The sequence below is a fragment of the Neorhizobium sp. LjRoot104 genome (assembly GCF_964253725.1).
Lineage (GTDB): Bacteria > Pseudomonadota > Alphaproteobacteria > Rhizobiales > Rhizobiaceae > Neorhizobium.
The window spans coordinates 3,191,162-3,213,026 of sequence record NZ_CAXURS020000001.1 but is presented as its reverse complement, the minus strand read 5'-3'; the positions used below and the strand labels follow the sequence as shown (position 1 = coordinate 3,213,026).

Annotated in this window: 18 protein-coding genes; 13 read left to right on the top strand and 5 right to left on the bottom strand. The window is 61.7% G+C overall.

Translation table 11 applies throughout. The features are described from left to right. Positions 1 to 173: 173 nt before the first annotated feature. The 3 genes from ACSQ8R_RS16180 to ACSQ8R_RS16170 all read left to right on the top strand — a co-directional run bounded on the left by ACSQ8R_RS16180 (position 174) and on the right by ACSQ8R_RS16170 (position 4,238). Positions 174 to 1,328, top strand: coding sequence for an ABC transporter substrate-binding protein (locus ACSQ8R_RS16180; RefSeq protein ID WP_436254322.1), 1,155 nt, complete (start codon positions 174 to 176; stop codon positions 1,326 to 1,328). Between the two features lie 86 nt (positions 1,329 to 1,414). Then, the gene (locus ACSQ8R_RS16175; RefSeq protein WP_436254321.1) at positions 1,415 to 2,476 is read left to right on the top strand and encodes an aldo/keto reductase; all 1,062 of its coding nucleotides are present in this window, start codon (positions 1,415 to 1,417) and stop codon (positions 2,474 to 2,476) included. A 151-nt stretch (positions 2,477 to 2,627) separates the two neighbouring features. Continuing rightward, positions 2,628 to 4,238 (top strand): GMC family oxidoreductase, encoded by a 1,611-nt coding sequence (locus tag ACSQ8R_RS16170; protein ID WP_436254320.1) that lies wholly within the window; start codon positions 2,628 to 2,630, stop codon positions 4,236 to 4,238. Here the strand turns inward: ACSQ8R_RS16170 and ACSQ8R_RS16165 are convergent. From ACSQ8R_RS16165 to ACSQ8R_RS16155, 3 genes are all read right to left on the bottom strand, one after another. Continuing rightward, entirely contained in the window at positions 4,228 to 5,487 is a 1,260-nt protein-coding gene (locus tag ACSQ8R_RS16165; protein WP_436254319.1) for an O-antigen ligase family protein, read from the bottom strand. The two genes, ACSQ8R_RS16170 and ACSQ8R_RS16165, sit on opposite strands and share 11 nt — an antisense overlap. Before the next feature lie 7 nt (positions 5,488 to 5,494). Further along, positions 5,495 to 6,751 (bottom strand): polysaccharide biosynthesis/export family protein, encoded by a 1,257-nt coding sequence (locus tag ACSQ8R_RS16160; protein ID WP_436254318.1) that lies wholly within the window; start codon positions 6,749 to 6,751, stop codon positions 5,495 to 5,497. 106 nt (positions 6,752 to 6,857) lie between these two features. Next, on the bottom strand, positions 6,858 to 7,538 hold the full coding sequence (locus ACSQ8R_RS16155; RefSeq protein WP_436254317.1) for a sugar transferase: 681 nt from the start codon (positions 7,536 to 7,538) through the stop codon (positions 6,858 to 6,860). A 729-nt stretch (positions 7,539 to 8,267) separates the two neighbouring features. Here ACSQ8R_RS16155 and ACSQ8R_RS16150 point away from each other — a divergent pair. After that, the gene (locus ACSQ8R_RS16150; protein WP_436254316.1) at positions 8,268 to 8,564 is read left to right on the top strand and encodes an exopolysaccharide production repressor protein; all 297 of its coding nucleotides are present in this window, start codon (positions 8,268 to 8,270) and stop codon (positions 8,562 to 8,564) included. An 87-nt stretch (positions 8,565 to 8,651) separates the two neighbouring features. Then, positions 8,652 to 9,656 carry a glycosyltransferase family 2 protein gene (locus ACSQ8R_RS16145; RefSeq protein ID WP_436254315.1) on the top strand — a complete coding sequence of 335 codons (1,005 nt, stop codon included), beginning with the start codon at positions 8,652 to 8,654 and terminating at the stop codon, positions 9,654 to 9,656. Here ACSQ8R_RS16145 and ACSQ8R_RS16140 read toward each other — a convergent pair. Continuing rightward, positions 9,647 to 10,588 carry a polysaccharide pyruvyl transferase family protein gene (locus ACSQ8R_RS16140; RefSeq protein ID WP_436254314.1) on the bottom strand — a complete coding sequence of 314 codons (942 nt, stop codon included), beginning with the start codon at positions 10,586 to 10,588 and terminating at the stop codon, positions 9,647 to 9,649. The genes ACSQ8R_RS16145 and ACSQ8R_RS16140 overlap by 10 nt on opposite strands. A 44-nt stretch (positions 10,589 to 10,632) precedes the next feature. Beyond that, on the bottom strand, positions 10,633 to 11,601 hold the full coding sequence (locus tag ACSQ8R_RS16135; RefSeq protein WP_436254313.1) for a glycosyltransferase family 2 protein: 969 nt from the start codon (positions 11,599 to 11,601) through the stop codon (positions 10,633 to 10,635). An 806-nt stretch (positions 11,602 to 12,407) separates the two neighbouring features. Here ACSQ8R_RS16135 and ACSQ8R_RS16130 point away from each other — a divergent pair. From ACSQ8R_RS16130 to ACSQ8R_RS16095, 8 genes are all read left to right on the top strand, one after another. Next, the gene (locus ACSQ8R_RS16130) at positions 12,408 to 13,556 is read left to right on the top strand and encodes an acyltransferase family protein (protein ID WP_436254312.1); all 1,149 of its coding nucleotides are present in this window, start codon (positions 12,408 to 12,410) and stop codon (positions 13,554 to 13,556) included. 3 nt (positions 13,557 to 13,559) lie between these two features. Continuing rightward, a complete protein-coding gene (locus ACSQ8R_RS16125; RefSeq protein ID WP_436254311.1) occupies positions 13,560 to 14,357 on the top strand; it encodes a glycoside hydrolase family 16 protein in 798 nt (265 codons plus the stop codon). Between the two features lie 69 nt (positions 14,358 to 14,426). Beyond that, positions 14,427 to 15,587, top strand: a complete 1,161-nt coding sequence (locus tag ACSQ8R_RS16120) for a glycosyltransferase (protein WP_436255497.1) — start codon at positions 14,427 to 14,429, stop codon at positions 15,585 to 15,587. 8 nt (positions 15,588 to 15,595) lie between these two features. Beyond that, entirely contained in the window at positions 15,596 to 16,606 is a 1,011-nt protein-coding gene (locus ACSQ8R_RS16115) for a glycosyltransferase family 2 protein (protein WP_436254310.1), read from the top strand. Continuing rightward, positions 16,606 to 17,535 (top strand): glycosyltransferase, encoded by a 930-nt coding sequence (locus ACSQ8R_RS16110; RefSeq protein ID WP_436254309.1) that lies wholly within the window; start codon positions 16,606 to 16,608, stop codon positions 17,533 to 17,535. Before ACSQ8R_RS16115 ends, ACSQ8R_RS16110 begins: the two co-directional genes overlap by 1 nt. Then, positions 17,532 to 18,557 (top strand): glycosyltransferase family 2 protein, encoded by a 1,026-nt coding sequence (locus tag ACSQ8R_RS16105; protein ID WP_436254308.1) that lies wholly within the window; start codon positions 17,532 to 17,534, stop codon positions 18,555 to 18,557. Before ACSQ8R_RS16110 ends, ACSQ8R_RS16105 begins: the two co-directional genes overlap by 4 nt. Next, entirely contained in the window at positions 18,548 to 19,453 is a 906-nt protein-coding gene (locus ACSQ8R_RS16100; protein ID WP_436254307.1) for a UTP--glucose-1-phosphate uridylyltransferase, read from the top strand. The genes ACSQ8R_RS16105 and ACSQ8R_RS16100 overlap by 10 nt, the downstream gene beginning before the upstream one ends. A gap of 75 nt (positions 19,454 to 19,528) precedes the next feature. After that, complete coding sequence (locus tag ACSQ8R_RS16095) at positions 19,529 to 21,865, top strand: polysaccharide biosynthesis tyrosine autokinase (protein ID WP_436254306.1); 2,337 nt, start codon at positions 19,529 to 19,531, stop codon at positions 21,863 to 21,865.

Genomic DNA, 21,865 nt, shown 5'->3' with positions numbered 1-21,865 from the left:
AGAAAACGTGTAAAATTTTATATTCCGGCGTGAGTGCTTGTTAATGACTTTTGTCTGAGCTAGCATGCCGTTGCAACAACCAAGAAGGCCGCAGAGTGGTCCAGGAAATGCCCCAAGGACGTTCGTTTTTTTACCGTTCAGATCTTGCCGCCGTTACTTATAAGACCTTCCGGATGACGACGATCCTGCGTCCGGTACGCATATCGCTGCTTGGCTTGTTGACAGCCGCTATCCTGTCCGGATGCGAGTCCTCGTCCGTTGCCGACAAGGTTCTCGACGACAAGGCGCTGAAGCCGCCGCCATCCGTGGTTGAGGAAACATTCGGGCGTGGTTCGACGGAAGTAACCCTGCTCCTGACCAAGGCGCCGAACGGCATCTATGAGGGGGCGGCACGCGATATACGCGATGGTGCGGCGCTTGCCATCGGCGAACTTGACGATGCCGGCGTCATGAAGATCAAGGTGATCGACGTGGCGGAGGGGCCGGCTGCCGTGGCCCCGGCGCTGGCGGCGGCCAGGGCCCGAAATTCCGGTCTGCTGATCAGTTACGCGCCGCAGGCGACGACGGCGGCGATTGCCGCCATTCCGGCCGATCAGCGTCCGCCGCTGATCAATCTTTCAAGCCCTGTGACCGGCGCGAAAGTCTTCAATTTCGGGTTCGACGAGGTGGCGAGTGTGGCACGGGGCGTGCGCCCGGTCATCACCTCCGGCCATAAGAGGGTTGTCGTCCTGACGCCCAACAGCATGGCCGGTGTCGATGAGGAGCGCCTGAGATCTGCGGTCGCTCAGGCCGGCGGTGCCTTGATCGGCGTTGTTCGTTATGATCCAGCCACGCCGCCTGGTGACTTGCTTACCCGCAACAAGGCTCTGCTCGATGATGCCGGCGCCGTGGTGCTGATGGGGGATTCTGCGGCGGTCGGTGCTATCCTGAAGGGCGTCAGGACCTCTTTCGCCAAACTGGCCGTGGTCGGAACCAGCCATTGGCCGATAGAGCTTTATAGCGATCCGGCTGCCAATGGCGTTATCATCGCAGCGGTCGATCCCGACGCCTCCCAGTTGATCGGCGAGCGATATCGCCGCTTCAACAAACGTTCGCTTTCGGTCTATGCCGCGGAGGGTTACGACAGTGTCGCGGTCGCTGCCGGGCTCGTCAGAGGCAAGGGTGCAACGGCACTGACGCCGGAGGCGCTGACGACGAAGACCGGATTTCGAGGCGTTACGGGCCTTTTCCGGTTCACGCCGAGCGGAATGGCGGAGCGCAAGATCGGACTTTACAAGATCGAGGCCGGCCGGTTGGTGGCCATTGAGCCGAAGGCGGTCAGCTTTTAAAAAATCAGGTGCCGTTGCCGGTGGTGAAGATCCCACCGCAGCCGAGAGGGCCGAATATCATCCAACGGAGAAACCGGGAGATCTGCATGGTTGAGTATCGCTATCTGGGCCGGAGCGCTCTCAAGGTTTCGCCGCTGACGCTGGGGGCCATGATGTTCGGCAACCAGACGCCGGACGATGTCGCCTTGCGCATCATCGACAAGGCGCGCGACCAGGGGATCAATTTTATCGATACGGCCGACGTCTATCACGACGGCAAGTCGGAGGAGGTTGTGGGGCGCGGTATCAAGGCGCATCGCGACGAGTGGGTCGTGGCGACGAAATTCGTCAATTTCCACAACAACAAACCCAATCAAGGCGGACATTCGCGCAAATGGGTCTTCCAGACGGTCGAGAACTCGTTACGCAATCTGGGCACTGATTATATCGACATCCTCTATTTCCACCGCTCCGTTTTTGATGCGCCTCTGGATGAACCGATGCGGGCCATCGCCGATCTGATCAAGGCCGGCAAGCTGCGGTATTTCGGCGTTTCCAATTTCCGCGGCTGGCGTATCGCCGAGGTATCCCACCTCGCCGACCAGCTGGGAATCGATCGGCCGATCGCCAGCCAGCCGCTCTACAACATCGTCAACCGTACGGCGGAAGCCGAGCAGTTGCCGGCCGCTGCCGCCTACGGTCTCGGTGTGGTTTCCTACAGCCCGCTCGCGCGCGGGATCCTCACCGGCAAGTACAATATCGGTGAGGCACCGCCCGCCGATACGCGTGCCGGCCGCGGGGACAAGCGCATGTACGACGTGGAGTTCCGCGAGGAGTCCATCGCGATCGCCAAGCAGATCGCTGCGCATGCGCAAGCGAAGGGGATCGCGGCTGGCGATTTCGCGCTTGCCTGGGTGCTCAACAACCAGCTGGTCACATCGGCGATCGCCGGTCCGCGCACCGAGGAGCATTGGGACGGTTATGTCCGCGCGCTCGAGGTCAAGCTGGACGCTGAGGACGAGGCGCTGGTCGATCGTCTGGTCGCCACCGGCCATCCCTCGACACCGGGCTTCACCGACCCCGCCCACCCGGTCGAGGGTCGCGTCGCCCGTTCGGCAGGGGGATCGGCATCGGTCGCTCCGCTTGCGCGCTCGCACCGCGTCCCCTAGCCGATACAGGTGATCGGGACGCGGCTGGTTCTGCGAGGAGCGCTCGATATCGGAAGCCGGGAATTCGTCGAGCCTCATCCGTATGGGCGGTTCCATTTCTGCAGGCCTGCTCTATGTGCTGGTGATCCAGGGTCCTCTCCCAAAGGCATTCATGGCTCCAGCAGATTCTGAGACGGAAACGACGGATGTCTGCATCGTCGGCGCAGGCCCTGTCGGGTTGGCGCTCGCCTTGAAGCTGGAGAAACTCGGGCTCACCGTAACCCTGCTGGAAATGGGCGCGGGCGGCGCGGCGGAGAGCGCCGGTTCCGGCGGTATGGAATTTATCAACGACCATCATGCTCCTTCGATGGCGATGTCCCGTCCGGGCATCGGTGGTGCGTCGGCACTCTGGGGTGGCCGGTGCGTCACGTTCGACGATCTGGATTTCGAGGTGCGGGATCATGTGCCGTTTTCCGGTTGGCCAATTCCCCACAAGGAGCTTCGCCGCCACTATCCGGAGGCTCTGACATTCCTCAATTGCAATGCCGGCGAGCCTGCCCTTCAGTCGATCGGCGTCTCGGACAACAGCATCGACACCAACGCCTTGGAGCGATGGAGCCGTTTTCCGGATCTGGGGCCGATTTATGCGGAGAGGCTCAAGGCTTCCAGGCGCATTCGCCTTGTGAACGCGACCGTCACCGGTATCATGCTCGATGCGTCCGATGGCCGTGTCGAAGGTCTCACGGCCTACGGTGCCGGGCAGGAACGCCAGATCAAGGCAAGAACTTTCGTCCTCGCCGGAGGAGGGCTGGAAAATGCCCGCCTGCTGCTCGCCCTGCGTGAGCGGCGGCCAGAAGCGCTGGGCAGTCCCGACGGTCCGCTCGGCCGTTTCTACCAGGGACATCTGACTGGCTACATTGCCGTGCTGCAATTGGACAAGCCCAGGCTCGCGAACCACTTCGCCTTCAGTGTGGATGGCGAAAACCATGTCTTCCGTCGCAGGCTGCAGATCACCCCGGCGGTCCAGGCGGAAGAGAAGCTTCTCAACTGCGTCTTCTGGATAGACGCGATTTCGATTGCCGACCCCGTGCATGGCTCCGGCGCGCTGTCGCTCATCTATCTGTTCCTGAAGATGTTCGGTCTCTATCGACGTCTCTCGAAAGGCCTGGCTCCGACGGCCAGGGGGCTCGAGAATATCGACCGCCGACAACACTGGCGGAATATCCGCACCGATCGCCAGTCGGCTGCCGATCTGTTCGGGTCGGCCCTCGACATGTTGGAGCGACGCATTCAACCGTGGCGCATGCTCATCAATCCAAAAGGCCGTTATCTGCTTCGCTACCATGCCGAACAGGTGCCCAATCCGGAGAGTAGGGTCCACCTGCACCCTCGGGGCGGAGCCGTCGCGCAGGCCACTCTTGTCGTCGATTATCGGGTGACCGAACAGGACCTGGATTCCGTCCTCAAATCGCACGAGATTCTGGATGCGTGGCTACGACGAACCGGGGTTGGCCAACTGGAGTATCTGCACGACACACCCCAGCGCCGGCAGGCGGTGCTCAGCCAGGCATTCGACGGTTATCACCAGATCGGCCTCAGCCGCATGTCCAACAATCCCGACGAGGGGGTGACCGATGCCGATTGCCGCGTGCATGGCATCGGCAATCTCTATCTCGCTGGCAGCGGCCTGTTCCCGACGGGAGGCCATGCCAACCCGACCTTGCCGGCCGTGGCGCTGGCGCTCCGGCTCGCCCAACACCTTTCCGAAAAGCTCAGGCGATGATGGTCCGCCCGCGACCGGCGGGGTAGGCGAATGCGGAGGAATTCTTGCGAAGGGTCAGCCGGCCGGCCGCGTAGAACATCAGGAACGAGCCGATCTGATAGGGGAAAAGCACATCGACCTCCACGAAAGCCCGTATCAGCAACAGAACGCTCAGCGCGCATAGCAGCGTCGATCCGGGATCGCGGTTGCGGCTCAGCATTGCGTTCAGATGGCCGAAGACGTTTGTCAGCATGATCATGCACAGCAGGGCGAGCCCAACCAGACCGGTCTCGACGGCGACCTCGATGAACGTGTTGTGGAAATGGAAGCCGCTGCGGCCGGTGATGAAGAAATCGTCCCACAACCTCTCGGCATCGGCGAAGCCAGGAACCCAGTAACCCTGATAGCCAATGCCCAGGATCGGGTTCTCGCGGATCGCCTCGATCCCCTGCTGCCAGAGATAGGTCCGTCCCGTCAGCGTCGAATCCTTGCCGAATATACCGAGGACCGCATCGACCGCGCCGATCTGGAGCGCCCCGATTACCGCGACCACTCCGATCACCACCAGTCCGGCGACCAGCAGCTTGCGGTGATTGGGGGAGAGCTGCGCGACCGGCATATAACCGAGGCAGAGCGCCAGGACGCCGGCCGTGGTGATGGCGGAAGTCGCCGATTGCGAGGCGAGGAGGCAATAGGCGCTCAAGAGGCCGACGCCGCCCGAAGCCATCAACCACAGACCTTTCTGCCGCCAGATGAGCAGATAGGAGGCCGCGAACAAAAGGCCGAGCGAGGCGTAGAAACCGAGCTGGTTCTTGGAGGAGAAGGCGCCGACGAAACTGTAGCTGCCGTCGATCGCGTCGTAGAGGTAGGTCCCGAACAGCATGGAATAAAGGAGCACGATCGCCGTGCCCACGATCGCGCCGCGGGTCAATGTCAGCACGCTGATCGTGCGCATGGCGATCAGCGCGCAGACCACATGCGTCAGGTATTGTATCGCGGTGCGCAGCGAGATGCCGAAGGCCGGCGACCAGAAGGCGGATATGAAGCAGAACAGCGCAAATCCGAAGATCCAGAGATATTTGAGATAGTTGCCGAGAGCCTGCCGATAATCGGCGAGCAGCAGCAGGAACCAGACGCCGTAATAGGCGAGGATCGAAATCTGCCCGAACCGGCTCGAATAGGCGAATACGAAGAAGGACAGCGCGACCGCAGCCACGCCGTAGACTTCATTTCGATCCGGGTCGATCAGCGCAGATTTGGCAATCCTCATGCGATCCTCATTGCATCAGGAGCTCGGCGGTGACTTTCACGACGTCGCCGGGCAGAAGCTTGTCGTTTTCGCCGACGACAACCTCTTTCGGGCCGTGGCCATCGTCGCGCACCACGGTGTACTTGATGGTGGCAGACTTGCCCGAAGGGTCGAATTTCAGCGCCTCGGCCGATTGAGCCACGGCTTCCGACATCAATTCGCGGCTGGTGCCGAGCTGAAGACCGAGCTTATCGAGTTCGGCCTCGGTGTTCTGCAGTTCCTGGGCGCGCTGGGCCTCCCAGTCGTTGCGCAGGTTGATCTCGTCCTGGTTCGCCTTGTTGATATCCTGCTTGGCGCGAAGTGTTGCCGTGTCGATATCGAGGAGGTTCCCTTCGATGGTCGCGGCCCTTTCCTCAGCGGTGATGCGGCGGCTGGATGTCGCCAGCCCCTGTTCGGTCAGCTTCGCCATCTTTTCGCGGTCCTCGCTGACGAGCTGCAGCTGCCGCTTCTGGGTATCGGTCTTCTGGCTGAGCGACTGGACTTCGTTTTCGAGCAGCGTGCGCAGGTCGCCGAGCGCCTTCAACTGGAGCTCGTAGCGTTCGCGCCGCGATTTCATCAGCGAAGCTTCGCTGGCGATTAGTTTGTCCGCGTTGGCCACCTCCTTGAGCTCCGGGGGGACTTTCAAGTCGGTGGCGCCGGCGACTTCCGCCAAGAGCCGGGCGCGGCGAGCGACAAGCCGGCCGCGCTGGGAGTCGTAGACAGAGGCATCGCCGCGGGCATTGATGAAATCGCGGGCGAAACGCTGGCCCGAATCGGACCGCAAAAGACCGCCGGCGAGGCTGATGGCCTTCAGCACCGTCAGGTTGGGAGTATAGGGATATTCGCCCGGCGTATGCACGTCGCCGGCCAGGAAAACCGGCCGGAACTGGGCGATTTCCACGGACGCCGACGGCAGGTTGCGCAATGCGAATTTGCCGCGCAATTCCTCGCCGATCGTCTTTGCCACCTCGCCCGCCGTCTTGCCGGCCGCCGGTAGGTCGCCGATGAAGGGAAGCGAGAGCGATCCGGTCGGCCCGATCGTATACTCGCCGCTCACCGCATCCCAGTTGCGGATCGTGCCATCCGCCGGTTGCCACTCTGCGACGCGGATGCGCAGCTTGTCCATCACGCCGAGGCGATAGCCGGTCTCGTCCGCAGTCGCGCTGCCGGCCAGGGCGATTGTGATCGCACCGGCCAGAAAACATAAAGCACGCAGGCCCCTTGCGGAGGCGGTTTGTGTCTGCATGGATTTTTCCTTCAAAAGGCGCGGAACCAGGTCCGCGCTCGAAGCCCGCCAAATTCGCCGAACCCGTCAGGGAACGACGCCTAGGCAGAGGGTATGGACTGTCTGATCAATAACTGCCGCGCGCCATGCAGACGGCGGGGATCGTTTTGACGATGATGGCGACATCACCGATGAGCGACCAGTTCTGGACGTACTGGGTGTCGAATGCGATCCGGCTGTCATAGGAAACGTCATTTCGGCCGCTGATCTGCCAAAGCCCGGTCAGGCCTGGCCGCGTGCTGAGATAATAGGCCGCAAAGCTGTCGTAGAGGTTCAGTTCCTCGTCGACCACAGGGCGCGGGCCGACAACGCTCATGTCACCCCGCAGAATGTTGAGAAGCTGCGGAAGCTCGTCGAGGCTGAGCTTGCGCAGCACCGTACCGACCACCGTCACGCGGGGGTCGGACTTGAGTTTGCGGGTCGCTCGCCATTCCTCCGCGGCCTGCGGGTTGGCTTTCAGGTGGTTGCGCAGGACTTCGTCGCCGTTTACGGCCATCGTGCGAAACTTCAGGCATTTGAAGATGCGGCCGTTATGGCCGATCCGAGGATGCCCATAAAGAATGGGCCCATGGTCGGAAAGCTTCACCAACGCCGCGATCATCAGGAAGATGGGACTGAACAGGATGAGGGCCAGGGCGGCGGCGGTGATGTCGAAACTTCGTTTTGCCAAGCCCCCGGTTGGGAGAGTCATGCGGGCTTGGTCTGACGTTGAGAACGGCGAACCTGCCGAACGTGTCGCTGACTTCATAGAGTGAACTCCACTTAGGTTTTGCGATAGTCGGTGCCATTACGGCGCGTCATTGAGCGTTAATGTGATAATAAGTCTGTGTTCGCAATTTGATGAAGATCAAACTTTTCCGCCAGCCGCATGGGGCAGGGGCCGGGGGCCGATTCCCAACCCGCGATTGGGCGGGAACAACTTGGGAGATATACGCCGGAAGTGCAGTCAATACTGTAGACGGCGTGTAAAATAGGCCACGTAGTCAATATTGGCATCTTGGTTCAAACTTATCCCCCCTTACTCGCCTGTAGGCCCGCTAGTCATAAATCGCGCAGCTGCTTGGCGAGGGGGACCAAAGTAGCTTGCGGCTGGGACCAAAGGCCCACTCCTGCTGCGTCGCAATACAATGCTGCAATGCAACAATGGCTCACGGCGTCGGCTGAGCTTTGTAACAAAAGTTGATCGGCTTCGGTGCGGGTTGAGGGAGTCGATCACGAAATTCGTTCCAACCCCGTTGAATCCCGGCAGAAATGCGGCAAAATCGGGGCGTGGCGCTTGTGGTACTGAGATAAACACCGATCCATTGCCTGCAGTATTTACGGCGGAACCTCGCGGACCTTACGAAAGTTTCACCATTGGGCTGGCATATCCGGATTGGAAAACTTGAATCCTCTCGGCCAGACACATAAGGTTATTCTATCGGGAGAGGAGCCTGAGAACCCACGAACGGAACATTTATGTTCGGGAGGAAGGATCATGTACGCGCCGCGCGTCTTTATCAGCATGACAGGGACTCTGCTCGTGTTTGCGGTGGCGGCGTACTTTATGACCGGATCGCTCTATACGGCATTCATACAGACGCTGATCTGTGCCGTCCTGATCCAGGCAGGGTATTTTGTTGCCATCCTCTATCTGGTCCGCCGTGAAAAGCAGGTTCGGGATGCAGTAATAACTTCGGATACCGCGGCGACTGCCAAGAACTCGAAGGACGGCAGCCGCCGTGACGGGCTTCGTGCCGACCCCGCCCCCCACCTCCCGGCCGGCGATACCTGAAGGAAATCGCGCTTTTTTCTGCCCGTTTCACACCAGGGCCATTTTCCTGAGCCCATAGTTGCGTTGCGATGCAACATGGAGTGGGCTATGGCGGAAAACGCTTCTCAGACGATCTGCGTCATCATCGCGGTCAAGAATGGCGCGGAAACCATTGGAACTGCGATCCAATCTGCCTTGAATGAGGCGCGTGTCGGCGAGGTCGTGGTTGTCGATGACGGATCGACCGACGGCACTGCCGATGTCGCGCGCGGTGCCGATGACGGGTCGGGACGGCTGACGGTTGTTTCGTTCGAACAGAACCGCGGCCCCTCCGCGGCCCGCAACCACGCGATTGCCATATCGGGCGCGCCGCTGATCAGTATCCTCGATGCCGACGACTTCTTCTTCCCCGGCCGGTTCGCGCCGATGCTGGAGGAGGAGGGCTGGGACCTCATCGCCGACAATATCGCCTTCATCCACGAACCGAGCGAACTCCTCCGTCCAGAACGGTTCGAGACCCGGGCGCGGACGATGTCGCTTACGGAATTCGTGGAAGGAAACATCTCCAAGCGCGGCGTCAAACGCGGCGAGACGGGTTTCCTGAAGCCGGTGATGCGCCGGGCGTTCCTCGACGCCCACGGCCTTCGTTATAACGAGAACATGCGTTTCGGCGAGGACTACGATTTCTACGCCCGGGCGCTCGGCAAGGGCGCCCGCTACAAGGTGATCGAGCATTGCGGTTATGGCGCCGTCGTGCGCCAGGATTCGCTGAGCGGCCGGCATCATACCGACGACCTGCGCAAATTTTACGAGGCGGACGACGCGCTCCTTGCCGATCCGGTGCTCAGCGAGGAGGAGAGGGCGGTGATCGTCCGGCATCGTGATCATACGCGCGACCGCTACGAGCTGCGTGCCTTCCTCGACATCAAGTCGCAGGCCGGCAATGGCGCGGCCATCCGGCACCTGCTCTCCCGTCCGCAGGTCCTGCCGGCCGTTGCGACGGGCATCTTCCTCGACAAGCTCGATCTCCTGCGGGTCCGGTCGTCCGGGCCGCAGGCCCAGCCGGCTCGCGTGCGCTATCTTCTGCCCGGCATACCCGCCGCTCAGAAATAGTCGCGGCGTATCCCCTCCAGCATCGTCCGGAATCTCTCCTTGCGCTCGTCCAGAACCTCGATCGGGCTGAGCCGCGGCTCCGCACGGCTTGCCTGCCAGAGCGCCAGCACCGATGGAGCTGCAAGCAACTGCTTTGCCATGCCGCGAAGGCCGGCCCGCGAGGGCGTAAGGGTAATGACCTCGCCGCTCTGCGGCTCCGGTGCCGCCTCATGCGCGGGTTGCTGGCCGTCGAAGCTGATGCCCCAGAAGCGCGAGCGTTTGGCCACCGCTTCTGCGCGAGTGGAAACCGGCACATAACGCGGTTCGTATGTCGTCCCCACCGATGAGGCCCAGTCGTTCCATTTGAAATTGTTGATGGAACGGGAGCTGCTGACGGCGACCCACGGCACCCGGAAGGCATCCGCCAGGATTGCGCCATGCATTGATTCGGCGATGATCAACTCCGACTGGGCGATATGGCGGATGACCGATTTCGCCTCGCCGCGCGGATCGAGATAGGTGAGGCCGACGGGCTCGCAGACGGCGTTCCACATGCCGAACTCGGCCGATTCCCAATGGGGGATGAAGGTCTTCCTGTGGATTTTCGGCAGGTTCTGGAATTCCGGCATGTCGGCGATCATCGCCGCCGGATCGGTGATCGCCTTGTCGGCTGAAATGCCGAGTTTGGCGGCTGTCAGCGGACCGCGAACCGCCCGCACGTCCCATTCCGCCGGGTTGGTGACATCAGGCGGCGTGCCATAACCGTAGCCGCTGCCGATGACCAGCTTCTTCTGGCCCGCGGGCAGCAGGACCGGATTGAGGACCGTGCCGACGCCGACCAGCAGGACTTCAGGATGGACGTCGCGAAAACCGGGAAGCAGCGCATCCCAGAGCCAGAGATTGAGGTCGTCGCCGAAATTGCCGTGATGCGATTCCCAGTAGTACGCTTGCATGCGGGCCTCCGTGGGATGGTGAATTCAAAAGGAAACGCAGTCATTTAGCGTGCGTTGCGGCCGAGTTTTCCGGCCCCGAGTTCGAACGCCGCCCGGATCAGTGCGGGATCGCGTATCACCCAGCGGGCAAGCAGGCCGAGATCCGGGGCCTGACGGCGTTTCACCCGTCCGGCCTGGCTCCAGAGTGCCTGCCGCCGGGCGGTGTCTTTGTAGGATGCGATCGAAGCGACGTCGCCGGGGCGGGAACGGAAACGTTCCTCCAGCGTATCGAGCGCCACCCAGGTGTTGAACTGCTGTCGCAGGAACTGCGGCGAGCGGTTGTCGATGCTGTGGAAGATGTTGAGGCCCATGCCGCGGGCCGCGCCTTCTTCGTCGCAGAGCAGGGTTCGCTTCGATTTCAGGATGCAATCGACGAAGAAAAGCACGTCTTCGGCCGCCAGCCTCAGCGAGGGCTCGAAACGGACCGTTTCGAAGACCGGCCTGCCGATAACCATGCAGGACAGATGCAGGAAACTCCAGTTCTTCAACATGACGCTGGCGAGGTCCGGCATTTCGATCAGGAGCGGGTTTTCGGAAAGCCGCGTGCCACCCTCCGCCTGTTCGAGTTCGGCCATGCCGAAATGGTAATAGAACTCGTCGCTTGCCTGCATCGACGCCCAGTAGCACTCCGCATCGAAGCGGGTCATGCTCTCGAAAGCATTCTTCAGATGATCCGGCAGCCAGACGTCGTCCGAATCGAGAAGCGCCGCGTAACGGGTGACAGCGGGTACGCTGTCGAGGCCGGTATTGCGTGCCGCACCCGGCCCGCCGTTCTGCTGGCGGATTACGCGGATGCGGGATCTCCAGGCATCTTCAATGCCTTGAAGCTCCATGTCCGCGGATTGGGGTGACTCGTCGTCGACAATGACGATATCGAAGTCCTGATAGGTCTGATCGAAAATCGATTTCAGTGCACGGCGGAGAATGCCGGCTTCCTTTTGGAAAAATGGGATAACAACCGTGAACATCGCCATGTTTTTTCCCCTGCCTCTTCAAAGAATTACAAGCCCCTGACGTTTGCCGGGCTCCGGGTTGGCGGCAGTTTGCTGCCGTATCGAATGACCTCCCGTAACAGGATTTGACCATCTGGCTCCCGCCAAGGCGTGGTGGAGCGCGCTATCAAAGACCGTTACATTCGGGCTGAAATTTGTCACGGGCTGCAATCTGGCAAGAGCGTTGGCCCGGGAAGATCCCGGATCGGTACCGCTGGCAGTGTTTTCGGCGAGGATCGACAATGCTCTCCTGCGCATCTTTGCAGCGCAGTTAACGACGCGTTACCTGGAGGCAACAAGGGCCTTGCCGGGGCGATCCTTCGACCGCGGTTTTTTTGCCGATAGAGCGCGCATTTTGCAGAAAACCTTCGACCTCATCCCCCCGGGAACTGGGACGACGCGGCGGGTGGGGGCTTCGCCTGATTGTGTCGCAGGTTTGCCCGGATTCTGCCACATTGTGAGCCGCGTGCGAGGCGTTGAGGTAAATGGATACGAAAGGGCTAGCCGTTTCGGCCTATTGCAAAAAGATTTTTTTGTGCTTTTGCGGTGCAGCATTCCGAGCCCTCAATTCAGCCCTGAGCCCCTGAAAATCCTAACTCCGCGGAGGCAAGCCCGGCTCCCGGACGCGAGGCTCATTGAGCGCGAGGACTTTCGCGCGGGTTGCTTTTTTGCTGCGCCGCCACATTTTCCGCCAAACTGGACGTGATCCTTTTTGCTGACTGCGGGCTCAAGTCTGCTCTGATTGAAACGGTGGTGACGGGAGGCACTGCCCAAAAAGGGTGACTCGTTTGACTGTCGATGCAAACATATCCTCCCGTATCAATCTGATGCGTATCCTGCTGATCTCCGGCATACTCTTTGTCCATGTGCCGTACGATTCCGCGACCAGCCCTTTCCTGGGGCTGAACGGCTTCTTTGACTGGCTCAGGGTTTTCCTCGGGGATAGCCTTTTCCGTATCGGCGTGCCGTGCCTCAGCGCGATTTCCGGCTATCTGCTGTTCCAGCGGGGTTGGGAGATGTTCGACTATGCCAAGACGCTTCGCTCCAAGGCGAGGACTGTCCTGGTGCCTTTCCTGCTGTGGAACCTCGGCCTGCTCGGGGCCGTGCTCGTCATCCAACCCCTGGACGTCGGGATTGGGTATTTCCCGGATCTCTGGAACCTCTCTGCCCGGGACTTCCTGAGCAACGCATTCGCCACGGAAGACCTGCCGATCAATATTCCGCTCTACTTTCTGCGCGACCTGATCGTCTGCATCATCCTGTCGCCCGTCCTTGCCATGCTGGTGCGGCGTTTTCCGGCAGCGACGCTTGGCGTGCTGTTCCTGCTAGCGATCATTCCCGGGTTGACGCTCGTCATCGTCCTCAAGAAATCGATCCTGTTCAGCTTCACCCTCGGCATCTTCCTGGCGCTCCACCGGGTGGACCTCAAGGTTGCGGACCGGTTTGCGGGGCTGGGTACGGTGGCGATGCTCGCCGCAGCAGTGCTGCTGTCCATCGGCCTTTATTGGACCGGCCCGGATTTTCCCTGGCCGCTCGACATGGCGCGCAGTGCGCTTTCGATTGTCGGCGCCGGTGGCTTCTGGCTGATGTCGGCGATCGCCATTCGTTCATGGACCGGCCAGCGGCTTGCCGCCACCGGAAGCCTGAGCTTCTGGATGTTCTGCACCCATTACCCGCTGCTCGTCCTGATGTGGATGGCGTGGAACCGCGTGGTGGGTGACGACCTCTATCCGCTCTTCTACGCGGCCGCTGCCGTCGGAAGCTTCGGCATCCTCTTTGTCAGCAACCGCCTCGTCTCGCGCCGAATGCGCGGTCTGTACGAGGTATTGACGGGCAGCCGCGGTCGCAAGGCCAAGCTTTCGGCCGCCTCCAAGTCCCACTCGCCCGCCCGGGCCAACCATCCCGGCGAACCCGCAATGACACAACAGCATAGGTGAAACATGACGGCCAAGGCCAGACAGATTCAACTAACCTGCCAGGTTATCATCGCTGCCGCGGTGTCTGGACTTCTCTCCCCCGCAGCACACGCCCAACAGGGTGCTGCGGGTCAGTCCTTCGTGGAGAACTTCGACAGCCTCGACCGTTCCGTCTGGTACGTCTCGGACGGCTGGAACAACGGCAAGCACCAGAACTGCACCTGGTCGAAGAAGCAGGTGAAGGTCGAAGGCGGTGCCTTGCAGCTCACCTTCACCGGAGACAAGACCGGCGACCGCGACTTCGCCTGCGGCGAAATCCAGACCAAGGCGCGTTTCAGCTATGGCACCTATGAGGTGCGCATGAAATCCGCCACGGGCTCGGGGCTCAATTCGGCGTTCTTCACCTATATCGGGCCGACCGACAAGAAACCGCATGACGAGATCGACTTCGAAGTTCTCGGCAAGAATACCGGCCAGGTTCAGCTCAATCAGTATGTGTCCGCCAAGGGCAACAACGAAAAGCTCGTGCCGGTCGCTGGCGGCGCGGACAAGGGTTTCAACGACTATGCCTTCATCTGGGAGGAAAATCGTCTTCGTTACTTCGTGAACGGCAAGCTCGTCCACGAAGTAACGGACAAGACGAAGATACCGCAAAACCCCCAGAAGATCTTTCTCAGCCTGTGGGGCACCGACACGCTGAAGCAGTGGATGGGCGCATTCTCCTACACTCAACCGACCTCGATGACCATCGACCGGATCGCCTTTACGGCGATCGGCGAGAAATGCCGCTTTCCTGAATCCGTGCTTTGCACGCTCGGCTGAGCCGCCTTGGCGGCTCGACAAATGGAGTTGGACGATTTGACCTTGAACGTTCTCTATCTCGCGCATGACATGGCCGATGCGGCCATCCGGCGGCGTGTGCTGACCTTGAAGGCCGGCGGTGCGACCGTCACCGTCGCGGGCTTCGAGCGCGGCTCGAGCGTGCTTGCCGACGAGCGGGACGTGACGACCGTTTCATTCGGGCAGACGGCGGACGGGCGTTTTGCGCAGCGTATCGGAGCGGTTCTTGCCGCTCGCATGAGGCTGAAGCGGACGCTGGCGGGTATCGACAAACCCGATGTCATCATCGCCCGCAACCTGGAGACGCTGGCGCTTGCCGGACGTGCTGCTTCGATGTTCGGCCACCAGGCTCCCGTGGTCTACGAATGCCTCGATATTCACCGCCTGCTTCTCGACGAGGGAATGAAGGGCCGCCTGATGCGTCAGGTGCAGTTGTTTTTCGGGCGCCGCGCCAGCCTGCTGATCACCAGCTCCCCGGCGTTCGTCGAGAATTTCTTCAAGCCGCGCTCCGGTCTCGACCTGCCGATCCTGCTTCTGGAAAACAAGGTGCTTGCCCTTGAGGCCGGACGGGTTTCCGGGCCGCTCCAACCCCGCCCGCCGGAGCCGGGCAAGCCCTGGCGGATCGGCTGGTTCGGGGCGATCCGCTGCCGCAGGTCGCTCGATCTGCTGATCGATTTCGCAGCCCGGATGGAGGGGAGGGTCGAAATCGTGTTGCGCGGCCGCCCGGCTTACAGCGAGTTCGACGATTTCGATGCCAAGGTCGCTGCCGCACCGCATGTCGAGTTCCATGGCGCCTATCGCAACCCCGAGGACCTGGCGGCGATCTACGGCGACGTGCAGTTCACCTGGGCGATCGATTTCTTCGAGGAAGGACTGAATTCAAGCTGGCTGCTGCCGAACCGCCTCTATGAAGGCGGGTTGTTCGGCGCGGTTCCTGTCGCGCTCGCAGGCACCGAGACCGGCCGTTTCATCGGCAAGCGAGGCATCGGCCTGGTCCGCAACCACGTGACGGCGGAGACCCTTGAAACGCTGTTCAACGAGATGACGGAAGCACGCTACGTCGATCTCTTTTCCCGGCTTGCAGCCGTCGAACGCAGCCAGTGGGTGACCGGGCCGGCGGAATGCCGCGCCCTTGTTGCCCGGCTCGCTGCCCTGCATCCCAACGTCTCGTCGCCGGCGGAAGTGCCGGCCGTTTCAACCGTGCAATCGTGAGGTGGAGTATGGTTTTGCGTTCTCACTCCAATGCCCAGATGGCCGATATCCGGACGCTTCTGGTGATCCCGTGCCTGAACGAGGCGGCGACGATCGCGCCGCTGCTGCACAAGCTGAACGGTCAGCGCGGCGACCTGGACATGTTGATCGTCGTCGCCGACGGCGGCAGCCAGGACGGCACGCCCGATATCGTCCAGAACCTCATCCCGGAAATCCGTGACCTGGTGCTCATCGGCAACCGCAAGCGCATCCAGAGCGCGGCCATCAATCTCGCCGTCGACCGTTTCGGGGAGGATCGCGACTTTCTCATCCGCATCGATGCGCATGGGGATTATCCGGACGGCTATTGCAGGACCCTGTTGCAGGAGGCGATCGACATGGATGCCGATTCCGTCGTGGTCGGCATGGAGACCGTCGGTTTCGGCACCTTCCAGAAGGCGACCGCCGTGGCGCAGAATTCCAAGCTCGGCAATGGCGGTTCGAAACATCGCGCCGGTGGCGGTGGCGAATGGGTCGATCACGGCCACCACGCGCTGATGCGGATTTCGGCCTTCCGGGCCGTTGGCGGTTATGACGAGAGTTTCAGCCACAACGAGGATGCCGAACTGGACTTTCGGCTGCGTGCCGACGCCTTCCGCATCTGGATGACTGCCAAGACCTACATGACGTATTATCCGCGTTCGAGCGCTTCGGCGCTGTTCCGGCAATATCTCGCCTATGGCCGCGGCCGGGCGAAGAACCTCGTCAAGCATCGCTCTATTCCGAAGCTCCGCCAGGCGATCCCGCTTGCGGTGGCGCCCGTCGTCGTCGGCGCGGTGCTTGCGCTCCTTTATTGGTGGGCGGCCATTCCGATGGCCATCTGGGCCGCCGCCTGCCTCGGTTACGGCTTCTGGCTGGCCGTGGGCAAGAACAATCCCTACGGCCCGCTCGCCTCGCTTTCGGCGATGATCATGCATTTCGCCTGGTCGGCCGGCTTCTGGCTGGAACTGATCGGCATTCGACGACGGAGGACCGCTTGATGACTGCAGGGGAAAAGCCGGTCCGCATCGATATCGGCATCTGCACCTACCGGCGGCCGGAACTCGCCGAAACGCTGACCTCGCTCTTCGAGATCGCCGTTCCGGCGGCTGCGGAATTGCGCCTGATCGTCGCCGACAACGACGCGGGTCCGAGCGCACGCGGGCTGGTGGACGGCTTGCGAGAGCGTTCGCCGTTCCCGATCCGCTATGTACATTGCCCGAAATCGAATATCTCGATCGCCCGCAATGCCTGCCTCGCCGAAAGTGACGCGGACTACCTCGCCTTCATCGACGACGACGAGACGGCGGAGCCGCAGTGGCTGGTCGGGCTCGTATCGACGGCGAAACTGACCGGAGCAGATGCGGTCCTGGGGCCGGTGAGGGCTGTCTACGGTGCGCAAAGCGCCGATTGGATGCGCAGGGGCGATTTCCATTCGACCATGCCCGTCTGGGTCGGCGAGCAGATCAGGACCGGTTATACCTGCAATACCCTCCTCCACATGCGCTCGCCGGTCGTCGCGGGCCGCAGGTTTGCGCTTTCGCTCGGCCAGAGCGGCGGCGAGGATACGCATTTCTTCACCGCCTTGACCGATGCGGGAGGGCGTATCGCATTCGCACCGGATGCCGTGGTCGAGGAACTGGTTCCCGAAAAACGGGCAAGTTTCTCGTGGCTCGCCAAGCGCAGGTTCCGTTCCGGGCAGACGCATGGTCGCATCCTTGCGACAAAGAATTCCGGCCTCGGCCGCCTCAGGCAGACCGGACTTGCGGCGCTGAAGCTCGGTTATTGCCTGGCGGTGACGGCGGCAACCATTCCCTCGCCGGTCACCCGCACTCGCTACGCTCTTCGTGCGGCACTCCATGCCGGCGCGGTCACGGGCACGCTCGGCATCCGCGAGATCCGCCAATACGGAGCGGCCGAAGCCACATGACCACGCATGATACGCAGGCCCCGGATTTCCGGCCAGACGTGAGCTTTGTGATTGCGGCTTACAACGCCGAGGAGACGCTCGCGCGCGCGATCGACAGTGCGCTTGCGCAGATCGGCGTGACGCTCGAAGTGATCGTCGTCGATGATTGCTCCACCGATGGGACGCGGGCAATCGTGCAAGGTCATCCGGACAACCGTGTCAGGCTGATCGCGCAGGCGGTGAATGGCGGGCCGGCTGCCGCGCGAAATGCCGGACTTGCCGCGGCAAGGGGTCGTTGGGTCGCCATTCTCGATTCCGACGACACGGTTTATCCCGTCAGGCTTTTGACCATGCTGGAGCGGGCGGAGGATGCGCAGGCGCAGATCGTCGTCGACAATCTCGACGTCATCCCGTTCGACCACGGCGAGCCCCATGCGATGTTCTCCAGGGAGGCGCTCAGGCGGCGGTCGATGATGACGCTTGCCGATTTCATCGGCTCGAACGTGATTTTCCAGTCGACCTTCAACTTCGGCTACATGAAGCCAATCTTCGAACGGGCATTTCTCGTCGAGCACGGCCTGCGCTTCGACGAGGCGTTGCGGGTCGGCGAGGACTATCTGCTGCTTGCTTCCGCCTTGGCGAGCGGTGCGCGGTGCGCGATCGTGCCGGAGATCGGATATGTCTATCACCTGCGTCAGGACTCGATCTCGCGCGTCCTGGAACAGGGCCATCTGGATGCGATGCTCGCTTCCGACCGCGCTTTTCTCGCCCGCTACAAGCTGGATGCAAAAGCTTCGGCTGCCCAGCGCAGGCGCACCCGCAGCATCCTCGAAGCGGGTTCGTTTCTCACGCTTGTCGACGAAATCAAGAAGGGTTCCGTCGGCGGCTTCCTGAAAACGGCAATCGAAAACCCACGTGCGCTGCGACTGCTGCGCATGCCGATTGCCGTTCGCATGCGTCGATTGGTGAAACGGCCGACGTCAACTGAAAATCCGATCAATAGGGCGGGGGCGCCCTCAGAAAGGACGAAGGAATGGACATGAAAAGACCAGTTCGAAAGGCGGTGATACCCGTCGCAGGCAACGGCACTCGGTTCCTGCCGGCCACCAAGGCCATGCCGAAGGAAATGTTGACGATCGTCGATCGACCCGTGGTTCAATATGCGGTCGACGAAGCCATGCAGGCGGGAATCGAGAACATCATTTTCGTGACCAGCCGCAACAAAACCGCGATCGAGGACTATTTCGACAGCGCGCCGGAGCTCGTCGCGACGCTGACCCGCTCGGGCAAGACTGTGCAGGTTACCCAACTCGAAAAGATGCTGCCGGTCGCCGGCACCGTCAGCTATACGCGCCAGCAGGTGCCGCTCGGGCTCGGCCACGCGGTCTGGTGCGCCCGCGAACTGGTCGGTAACGAGCCCTTCGCGCTGCTTCTGCCCGATATGGTCTCCTACGGTCCGCAGGGCTGCATGGCCGGTCTGATGGATCTCTATGAAGAAGTCGGCGGCAATGTCTTCGCGGTCGAGGAATGCGCACCGGAAGAGACGTCGAGCTATGGTATCGTGGGTGTCGGCCATAGCGTATCGCATGGTTTCGAGGTGACGGAGATGATCGAAAAACCGAAACCTGCCGAAGCGCCGTCCAACTATTACCTGAATGGGCGCTATATCCTGCAGCCGGAAATCTTCGAATTGCTGGCCCGGCAGGAACGCGGCGCCGGTAACGAAATTCAGCTGACGGACAGCATGCACAAGCTTGCGCAGGTCCAGCCGTTCCATGCGCATCCCTATCAGGGACGCACGTTCGATTGCGGCAGCAAGCGCGGCTTCATCGAAGCGAATGTCGCCTTCGCCATGCTTCGACAGGACATGGGGGCAGAGATCTACGCCTCCATCAAGGAACTGATGATGTCGCACGAAACGCGGGTCAAAGCCGCCTGACGCGAACTCAAATCACACGAGACGGATGGCGGCGGTTTCGCCATCCGTTCCCCAAAGCTCCAGAAAGCGAGCCCTATGGATCAGGTAAACTTCCGGCCGAGAACGATATTCCCGAGCGAAACGCGGGATAACGACACGTTCATCGATCTCGACAAGCTCTGGGCGGCTGCGATCCGTCGTTCGGGCGTCATCGTCGTCTGCCTCATCGCGACCGTTGCCCTGGCGGGGCTCTATCTGGTGATGGCGCAGCCGGTCTACACCGCCCTGACGCAGATCCTCATCGACGAAAACCTTTCCCGGTATGCCGACGACCCGCAGGACAGCCAGTCGGCCCAGCAGATCGACAACCGCATGTCGAGCGCAGTCGAGATTTTGAAATCCAAGGCATTGGCCGTGAGGGTGGTAGACAAGGCCAAACTCGATCAGAACGAGACGGTGGTCAATCCGCCGCAGTCGCCGGTCGATCTGGCCAAGGGCGCCATCCGCAGCGTCGTCGCGCTTCTGACACCCGGCAGCCCCCCGCCTTCCGAGGAGAATATCCGGATGGGCCGGCGCGAAAAGGCAGCCGCCGTCCTGCAGCAGTCGCTGACCGTGGAGCGCGTCGGGCGCAGTTCGGTGATCGCATTGTCCGTGCGTTCGCCAGATCCGCAGCTTGCCGCGATGATCACGCGGACCTATGCGGAATCCTATCTTACCGAACAGCTCAACGCCAATTTCGATGCGACCGAGCGAGCTTCGCTATGGCTGCAGGAACGGCTGAACGACCTCAACAGCCGCTCGCAGCAGGCCTCGCTTGCCGTCGAGCAATACAAGACCGAACATGGCCTGGTTTCGCCGCGCGGCGAACTCCTGTCGACGCAGCAGCTTTCGGATCTGAACAGCCAGCTGATCGTGGCGCAGGCCGATGCGGCGACCGCTTCGGCGCGCTATAACCAATATCAGGCGATCATCGCCAAGGGACCGGATGCGGCTGTGCAGAACGCCGTCGTTTCGGCGCGTGACACCGACAATTCAGTCATCCAGGATCTTCGCAAGCGTTACATCAACATTTCCGATCGCGAGCAGGGCATCGTCCAGCAGTTCGGCGCAAGCCATCCCCAGGCCGTCGCGCTCAAGGCGGAAAAGAGCGATCTTTCGCAGCAGATCTATCGTGAACTGCAGCAACTGACAGGCAGCTTCCGCAACGAGTTGGAAGTGGCGAGTTCGCGTGAAAAGTCGCTGCGTGACAGTATCGAGCGGGTCGCAGGCCGTAATTCGGAAGCCAATGTCTCGATGGTCCAGCTGCGCGAACTGGAGCAGAAGGCGGCGGCGCTGAAGACGCTCTATGAATCCTATCTGGGGCGCTTCGAAGAGGCGACGCAGCGGCAATCCTTCCCGATTGCCAAGGCTCGCGTGATCTCCGACGCCGGTCTGCCGACGGCTCCGTCCAGCCCCCGCAAGACGCTGACCATGGCGCTTTCCATCGTGCTTGGCCTGCTGATCGGCGGAGCGGCGGCAACGCTTCTGGAATTCCGCGAGAGGTTCTTCCGGACCGGCGACGACGTGCAGGAGAAACTGGGGCTGCGCTTCCTCGGCTACCTGCCGAAGGTGAGCGGCGCCAGTGCGGAGGAGACGCCGCCGCCGGCACCGACCGACGCCGAAGCGGCCGGAGCGCCTCCCGGCAACCCGATCTCGTTCCGACGCTTGATGCGGGTCGCGGTGGAGGCGCCGCGCTCGCAGTTCGCCGAAACGCTGCGCAATGCCAAGCTTGCGTGCGATATCATGCTGCAGGAGCGGAAGTGCCGGGTGATCGGCGTGGTCTCCTGCCTGCCGGGCGAAGGTAAATCCATGGTCGCCGCCAATTTCGCCGGGCTGATCGCCTCGACGGGGGTTCGCACGCTGGTGATCGACGGCGACCTGCGCAACCCGGGGCTCAGCCGCATGCTGGCCTCCGAGCCGGAAGTCGGGCTGGTCGAAGTGGTACTCCAGCAGACGCCATGGACCAATGCCGCGCGGGTCGATCGCCGGTCGCGCCTGACGATCCTGCCGATGACCACGCGCAGCAAACAGCTCGCCCATACGAGCGAACTCCTCGCTTCTTCGGGCATGAGCCACTTCCTCGAAAGCATCAAGGATACGTTTGACGTCATCGTCGTCGATCTGGCCCCGCTTCTCCCGGTGATCGACGCCAAGGCCTTCGAGCCCTATGTCGATGGTTTCGTCTTCGTCACCGAGTGGGGCGTGACCCCTGCAAAGGCGGTACAGTCGGTCATGCGGTCCGAACCGCAGATCGCCGCGAAAACCGTGGGCGTGATCCTCAACAAGACGGAGATGTCGGAACTGCATCGCTATGCCGATCCGGGCGCGCCGGAACGGCTGCACAGCAGCTACGTCTCCTACTACAAGGAAGGCTCCATCTCGGCGCCCCGGTAG

Excerpts from the sequence above, each read along its gene's own strand:
- ACSQ8R_RS16180 (WP_436254322.1), top strand. The coding sequence starts at position 174 with ATGACGACGATCCTGCGTCCGGTACGCATATCGCTGCTTGGCTTGTTG.
- ACSQ8R_RS16175 (WP_436254321.1), top strand. The coding sequence starts at position 1,415 with ATGGTTGAGTATCGCTATCTGGGCCGGAGCGCTCTCAAGGTTTCGCCG.
- ACSQ8R_RS16170 (WP_436254320.1), top strand. The coding sequence starts at position 2,628 with ATGGCTCCAGCAGATTCTGAGACGGAAACGACGGATGTCTGCATCGTC.
- ACSQ8R_RS16165 (WP_436254319.1), bottom strand. The coding sequence starts at position 5,487 with ATGAGGATTGCCAAATCTGCGCTGATCGACCCGGATCGAAATGAAGTC.
- ACSQ8R_RS16160 (WP_436254318.1), bottom strand. The coding sequence starts at position 6,751 with ATGCAGACACAAACCGCCTCCGCAAGGGGCCTGCGTGCTTTATGTTTT.
- ACSQ8R_RS16155 (WP_436254317.1), bottom strand. The coding sequence starts at position 7,538 with ATGAAGTCAGCGACACGTTCGGCAGGTTCGCCGTTCTCAACGTCAGAC.
- ACSQ8R_RS16150 (WP_436254316.1), top strand. The coding sequence starts at position 8,268 with ATGTACGCGCCGCGCGTCTTTATCAGCATGACAGGGACTCTGCTCGTG.
- ACSQ8R_RS16145 (WP_436254315.1), top strand. The coding sequence starts at position 8,652 with ATGGCGGAAAACGCTTCTCAGACGATCTGCGTCATCATCGCGGTCAAG.
- ACSQ8R_RS16140 (WP_436254314.1), bottom strand. The coding sequence starts at position 10,588 with ATGCAAGCGTACTACTGGGAATCGCATCACGGCAATTTCGGCGACGAC.
- ACSQ8R_RS16135 (WP_436254313.1), bottom strand. The coding sequence starts at position 11,601 with ATGGCGATGTTCACGGTTGTTATCCCATTTTTCCAAAAGGAAGCCGGC.
- ACSQ8R_RS16125 (WP_436254311.1), top strand. The coding sequence starts at position 13,560 with ATGACGGCCAAGGCCAGACAGATTCAACTAACCTGCCAGGTTATCATC.
- ACSQ8R_RS16120 (WP_436255497.1), top strand. The coding sequence starts at position 14,427 with ATGGCCGATGCGGCCATCCGGCGGCGTGTGCTGACCTTGAAGGCCGGC.
- ACSQ8R_RS16115 (WP_436254310.1), top strand. The coding sequence starts at position 15,596 with ATGGTTTTGCGTTCTCACTCCAATGCCCAGATGGCCGATATCCGGACG.
- ACSQ8R_RS16110 (WP_436254309.1), top strand. The coding sequence starts at position 16,606 with ATGACTGCAGGGGAAAAGCCGGTCCGCATCGATATCGGCATCTGCACC.
- ACSQ8R_RS16105 (WP_436254308.1), top strand. The coding sequence starts at position 17,532 with ATGACCACGCATGATACGCAGGCCCCGGATTTCCGGCCAGACGTGAGC.
- ACSQ8R_RS16100 (WP_436254307.1), top strand. The coding sequence starts at position 18,548 with ATGGACATGAAAAGACCAGTTCGAAAGGCGGTGATACCCGTCGCAGGC.
- ACSQ8R_RS16095 (WP_436254306.1), top strand. The coding sequence starts at position 19,529 with ATGGATCAGGTAAACTTCCGGCCGAGAACGATATTCCCGAGCGAAACG.